Consider the following 6,652-nt stretch of genomic DNA (forward strand, 5'->3'; position numbering starts at 1 on the left):
GCGTGATGATTAATACGTGGTAACGCACTCATATGGCGCACTATCGACATACTATATATAAATGTATTTAAATAAAATAGGGCTATGGCTTAATATTTTAGCGTAGATGACAATAGGTCATCATTACACAAATCATTACTTTTTATATTACTTCATTTTTTGCTTAAATAATTTAAGTCTATTCTACAAAGTGCTAGCTTTCTTGGCATTTTATCAAGAAACACTATAGTATTTTTTTTAGTACACTCGCAAAACGTTGCCCCGCACTTTGAAAAATACTCGTGACTCTATTTTCCTGAAGGGCTTCAGGTTCGCTTTTTTCACTACGACGGAACTGCTCGCTTTGACTATATAGTAGTGTACCAAATGCCGTTTGATAAGTACGATCGTTAACCTGAATATTCAACTGCTTGAATGATTCATCATTATCAAACTGGTTATACGCACTAATTGCAGGATGCGTATTGGTCAACACGACTGGCATTTTGAGTAGTTTCTTAGCAAAAGGTATCATACCTTTGATCACGCTACCGCCACCAGTAAGAACGATACCTTTATCAATATAGCCAATTAAGTCGGCCTCATGTAGCTGACGAGCAACTTCCGTAAATATTTGGATATAGCGAGCCTCAATAATACGAGCTAAATTATAAATATTGATATTGATCTCGTCACCTGACCCTTGTGGTTTAAAGAGAAAGAATGAGCTGGGATCAACACTATGTACATCAGCAGTACCATGAGTCTTTTTGAGCTTTTCAGCTTCAATCATTGAGATACCAAAGTCAGCAGAAATATCCATAGTAACTTCATGGCTACCAGTCGCAATACAATGGGTAAATATCAGTTTATTTTCTTTATAAACACAAATGCTGGTGGTGCTCGCACCAATATCTACCAAACACACACCCTGTTGGCGCTCATCGCTCATTAGGCTATATTCAGCACTGGTCACAGCATCAAAAACGATATGATCAATACCAACGTCACAACTTTGCAGTAACTTCTGAATATTTTGGCGACTAGATACTGGCATCATCATCATGTGATACATCACAGTAATATTATGTGCCATTGTCTCAATAGCATCATCAACTATAAAATCTTGATCGTTAACATAAATACCTTGCTGACAACAATGCATCAAGTAATAGTCTGATGGTAGATCTCGTGACTTAGCGTTTGACAAAGCTTGTACCATATCTTTAGCACGTACTACGTCATCCTCTACTTGCACTTCACCTGCACTATTTTTACTAAATAACTCAGGTGTTGCCAATGTCAGCCACACACTATGTACACGGCAATTGGCTGTATCTTCTGCTTCTTGAATAGCTTGCTTAATAGCTCCCTGCAAACGTTCTCGATGCTTTATTTGACCTTGATAAAAATCACTATTTTTAACTTGTCCCACGCCCAAAATGCGGATGTCTTTTGCAGAGACAACGCTACCGATAACGACATAGACTGCCGTGGCACTTAGATGGACAACAACCAGATTTTCAGTATTTTTCATGGTACCAGACAAATTATTATCGCTAAACAGGAGACCAAATGACGTCTCCATTAGATCATTTAAAAAAGCGCTATCAATACACTATAATGTAGTGTATTCAGTGCTAAATACTATCGAAACTGCTAAAACTAAAAAGTTTCATCGTTCTTTATTTTCTACTATCTATACTCTTTCATATATCTATAGCGCTACTATTTTTTAAGAAATAGTAAAACCATTTTTATAACGCAAATCTACCGATTGAATCTCATCTTGACGCTCGCTTAGTTGGTTACTAAGCAACTGACTCAAATTTAATAGTTTTTGTGCGGTATTTTCATTATCTACAATAATACGTAGCCCACTATCAAAACGAATCAACCATGTCATTCTTGGTGACAAAATAATATCTTCGACTTGCATACCAAGTGGCGAATACCAATCATTGACTTGCTGCATTTGCTGCATAATAACTGGTGCTTGACGTATTTCACCTTGCAAAGTAGCAAATTTTTCTTGCCTCAAGTCTCTGCTATCTGCAGGAACGAATACAGCACCTTTTGCATCAACCAAACGCTCTGTACCAAAATTAGCCACTGCTTGTTTCGGTAATGCAGTCACAACAATACCACGCTGCCAATCACGAGAAACGCTTACTTGGTCAACCCAAGCCAGACCAATGGATATATCTCTCAGTGCCTGCAGATCAGAGGTAAAAAAACTACTCACCTCTTGCTGATCCATTATTTGTTGCAATGAGCGATATTGAACGTCTGTCAAACCTTCATGATTGACATGAATAGCAGCTGGCGGCGCATCACGTAATGCTTTCCCACCCATAATCAATATTAGGACTAGCAATCCTAGTACCATGGCCATAAAAAAATATCTGACCGTGTTTGGTACTTGAAGCTTGTTTTGTGGGCGACGGGTTTTATCACTCATCAAGTCAGTTACCTTGTTGACAGTTTGAGCCATAACGACCTTTACCCCTATATTTGCATAATAATGATCATGCTAATTATTAATTTGAGTATGCCTATAGTGCGCAGAAGCCTATTGAGTCGATATATTATCAAAGTCTTTGACTAAAACAATTTATATGATGCTATTAAACACATTTAAACGTAACATTTTTCTTAACTTACGGCTTATATTCACAAAATAACATAAACATTGCCCATAGTGGCCTATAACATACAATATTAACGTATTTTATGATCAAACAATAGCCTAACGCTTACTGGTAACAACGAATTTACACAAGTTTACATGAAGCTGTGGTATAGCAGTTCTAGCGATACATTAACGTATGCGTATCCCTATTTTTAACATAGAAATAGGCTTTAGACTTGTTCAAATCAATATATGTACCAGTAGTAAAAACTTCACTATAACGTTTGCGCCAAAATATGCCAGCATAGAGTATCAAAGTCCATACCTCGAGCCTTAGCGGCCATCGGAACCAAGCTGTGACTAGTCATACCTGGTACAGTATTGATTTCCAGTAACCAAAAATTTCCTGCAGCATCTTGCATAGCATCGATACGACCCCATCCTTTTGCTTCAACAGCCCTAAATGCTGCTAGACTCAAATCCTGTAAATGTTTTTCATCGGTAGCGCTCAACCCGCAAGGAATATAATAGCTCGTATCATTACGGTTATATTTGGCTTCAAAGTCATAAAAATTCGTAATATCAGCGGGCTCTAGACGAATAACGGGATACGCCTCATCATCGATGATGACAATTGTAAACTCGCGCCCAGTGATCCAACGCTCAGCCATTACCGCATCACCGCACTGCACAGCAGTTGCATAAGCAGCAGGAAGCTCATCAAGATTATTGACTTTCGTCATACCAATGCTTGAGCCTTCGTGAACGGGTTTGATAATCAATGGTAGTCCTAGCATGTTGACCACTTGCTGCCAGTCAGTATCTGCGGTCAGTAATGAAAAGGGCGCTGTCGCCAAACCACAACCTTGCCACAACTGCTTGGTGCGTACTTTGTCCATACCTAGTGCTGATGCCAAGATTCCTGAACCAGTTTGTGGAATATCAAACCATTGCAACACGCCTTGCAACAAACCATCTTCGCCACCGCGACCATGCAAAACGTTGAACACGCGATCATACGCACGTAACTCAGTGATGTCTTGGTGCTTAGGATCAAAATGCGTGGCATCAACTCCTTGGTTCTGCAATGCTTGCAATACCGCTGCACCACTGTCTAAAGAAATAATACGCTCATTACTACTGCCACCGTAGACGACTGCAACTTTACCAAACTGACTAGCATCTTTTACATTACTGTTCATATTGTTTGAAACCCCTGCATTTTCAGCAGTATCTATGGCTTCATGTTTTGTATTCTTCTGATCATTATTTGTCGTCATAAGGACAGTTCCTAAAGTTCTTTTAGCTTACTTGATGTAAAGGTTATTTGCAGCCAAATCAACAGCGATCTGTCCTACATTACCAGCACCTTGGGTAATCAGCATATCATTGGCTTTCAATAAACGCTGCATTACAGGCGCCAAATTGTCTTTATCTACAATCGTCGGCTCAACTTCACCACGTAAACGAATACTACGTGCCAACGACTTGGTATCAGCACCTGCAATCGGCGTTTCACCTGCTGAATATACATCTAATAATAATAGCTCATCGACGCTTGATAGCACTTCGACAAAATCATCGTAGCAGTCACGCGTACGACTGAAACGGTGTGGCTGAAATAACATGACTAAGCGACGATCAGGGAAACTTTGACGGGCAGCTTTGATAGTCGCATCGACTTCTTTTGGGTGATGACCATAATCATCAATCAATAGAACATTACCATCATCAATATCTACAGAAGCTTGCTGCTCAAAGCGGCGGCCAACGCCTTCGAACTTCTGAAGTGCACGGGTAATCGCTGCATCATCGACCCCTTCATCAGTCGCCATGGTTATAGCGGCCAGTGCATTATAGACATTGTGAGTACCAGGAATATTGAGTGTCAAACGTAATGGTTCACGGTCACGGCGCAAAACAGTAAAGTGCGTCTTGGTGCCTTCAGTGACTAGGTCAATACCCTGCACATCATTAAAAGGCTCGAGTCCGAAGGTTAATACAGGTCGACCGATGTCATCAATCATCGCGTAAAGTTCTGGGTCATCACCGCATACCACTGCCAAACCATAAAACGGCATGTTTTGTAAAAACTGAATATAAGCCGCTTTTAGCTTATCAAAACTGTTCTCATAGGTTTCCATATGATCTTGATCGATATTAGTTACGATCGCAGCCATAGGGTGCAAAGATAAAAAAGATGCATCAGATTCATCGGCTTCTGCAACTAAAAAACGACTGCTACCTAGTGCCGCATTTTTACCAGAGGCATTTAATTTACCACCGATGACATATGTAGGATCGAGCTGACCTTCTGCCATCATCGTAGTGAGCAAACTAGTCGTTGTGGTCTTACCATGAGCACCTGCAACAGCAATACTGTGGCGATAGCGCATCAACTCGCCCAGCATATCCGCGCGACGTACCACTGGCAAGCGTGCCTCAAGCGCAGCTTTAATCTCAGGGTTACTACGGTCAATCGCTGATGATACGACGATAACATCCGCATTGGCGATGTTTTTTGAGTCGTGACCAATGGATATATCAATACCAATTTGCTGTAGACGACGTGTAACTACACTCTCAGCAATATCAGATCCACTGACTTCATACCCTTGATTACTCATCACCTCTGCAATGCCACACATTCCTGAACCACCAATACCTACAAAGTGTAAATGCTGAATACGGCGCATTTCTGGTATTTCAATCAAACGCTTAGGTAAAGCTTTTGCAGAAGTAGGCATAAGAAATTCTCTTTATTAAAGGCGAGTAAAATGTAGTAAATTAAAATAATTGGTCATAAAAATAGCCGCTGATAGAATCACAAACTATAGGGCTTGCCAAATAATATCAGCAACCTGCTTACTGGCACTGCGATTGGCAAGAGCGTGACCTTTTTTGGCCATTGCTAAACAGCTCGCTCTATCAAGGGAAGAAAGCTCTTCACTCAAACGCTGTGACGTAAGCTCTGACTGGGGCAATAAAATCGCGGCATCATGTGAAGTTAGTGTCTTAGCATTGGCAGTTTGGTGATCGTCAACGGCATGTGGTAGCGGCACAAAAATAGCGGCGATACCGACATTCTGAATTTCCGTCACCGTCAATGCACCTGCGCGGCAAACAATAATATCAGCCCAATTATATGCTGCCGCCATATCATCGATAAACGGCTGTACGACAAACTTATGAATGCTTAAATCCTGCTCATCATAAGCCGCTTGTGTGGCTGCCTCATTATTACGACCACATTGGTGACGCACTTCAAAAGCATGATTCATCAGTGCCAATGATTTAGGCACTGTCTCATTCAATACTTGCGCGCCAAGTGAGCCACCAACCACAAGTAATTTAAGCGGTGAGCTATCATTGACATCATAGCGCACGGTTGGTTCATCGACCCCAGTAATAGCATTACGTACTGGATTACCAACTGTCTCTAATTTTGCATCAAGCTCACTATTGGCAAACGTATCCTCAAAGGCTTGCAATACTTTGGTCGCCATCTTAGACAAATAACGATTACTCATGCCAGCGATGGCATTTTGCTCATGGATAATCAGTGGCGTCTTGGTCAACCGTGCGGCAATACCACCAGGCGCGGTCACATAACCACCAAAGCCGACAACAATATCAATCTGATTGTTACGAATTACTTTTATAGCAGCCATCGTCGCTGCCAACAAAGTCACTGGCAGCTTTAATAAGCGCCCTATTCCCTTACCACGTAACCCTTGCATGTCGATAGCATGAAAACTATAGCCAGTTGGTTGAACCAAGCCATTTTCCATACCATTTGGGGTGCCTAACCAATGGATAACAGCACCGCGCTGAGTCAATTCTTCAGCCACTGCCAATGCAGGGAAAACATGCCCGCCTGTACCAGCAGCCATCATTAATATATGCGGTGTCTTCATGTATATCTGCCTATCTTTTTTGTTTATATAAAGAACTTATTACTCTACCAACATTCAAATCATCAACAAATAACGACTCTATAAAATATCGCATAGTATAGTGTAAATAGTGAGCTTATATATA

5 protein-coding genes are annotated in these 6,652 nt (G+C 41.0%); all 5 read right to left on the reverse strand.

Annotated features, from left to right (window positions below; translation table 11 throughout):
- Positions 1-223: 223 nt before the first annotated feature.
- The 5 genes from ftsA to murG all read right to left on the reverse strand — a co-directional run bounded on the left by ftsA (position 224) and on the right by murG (position 6,528).
- Positions 224-1,516: a cell division protein FtsA gene (ftsA, locus tag ACT3RN_RS02310; RefSeq protein WP_226945089.1), complete on the reverse strand. Its 1,293-nt coding sequence runs from the start codon at positions 1,514-1,516 to the stop codon at positions 224-226.
- Positions 1,517-1,714: 198 nt separating this feature from the next.
- Entirely contained in the window at positions 1,715-2,473 is a 759-nt protein-coding gene (locus ACT3RN_RS02315; RefSeq protein ID WP_192992061.1) for a cell division protein FtsQ/DivIB, read from the reverse strand.
- Positions 2,474-2,886: 413 nt separating this feature from the next.
- Positions 2,887-3,813 carry a D-alanine--D-alanine ligase gene (locus ACT3RN_RS02320; protein WP_192519567.1) on the reverse strand — a complete coding sequence of 309 codons (927 nt, stop codon included), beginning with the start codon at positions 3,811-3,813 and terminating at the stop codon, positions 2,887-2,889.
- A gap of 105 nt (positions 3,814-3,918) precedes the next feature.
- Entirely contained in the window at positions 3,919-5,358 is a 1,440-nt protein-coding gene (gene murC, locus ACT3RN_RS02325; protein ID WP_192519557.1) for a UDP-N-acetylmuramate--L-alanine ligase, read from the reverse strand.
- Positions 5,359-5,442: 84 nt separating this feature from the next.
- Positions 5,443-6,528 (reverse strand): undecaprenyldiphospho-muramoylpentapeptide beta-N-acetylglucosaminyltransferase, encoded by a 1,086-nt coding sequence (gene murG, locus ACT3RN_RS02330; RefSeq protein ID WP_192519556.1) that lies wholly within the window; start codon positions 6,526-6,528, stop codon positions 5,443-5,445.
- Positions 6,529-6,652: the final 124 nt, after the last annotated feature.

The sequence above is a fragment of the Psychrobacter sp. AOP5-GZ1-6 genome, from assembly GCF_052376345.1.
Classification (GTDB): Bacteria; Pseudomonadota; Gammaproteobacteria; order Pseudomonadales; family Moraxellaceae; genus Psychrobacter.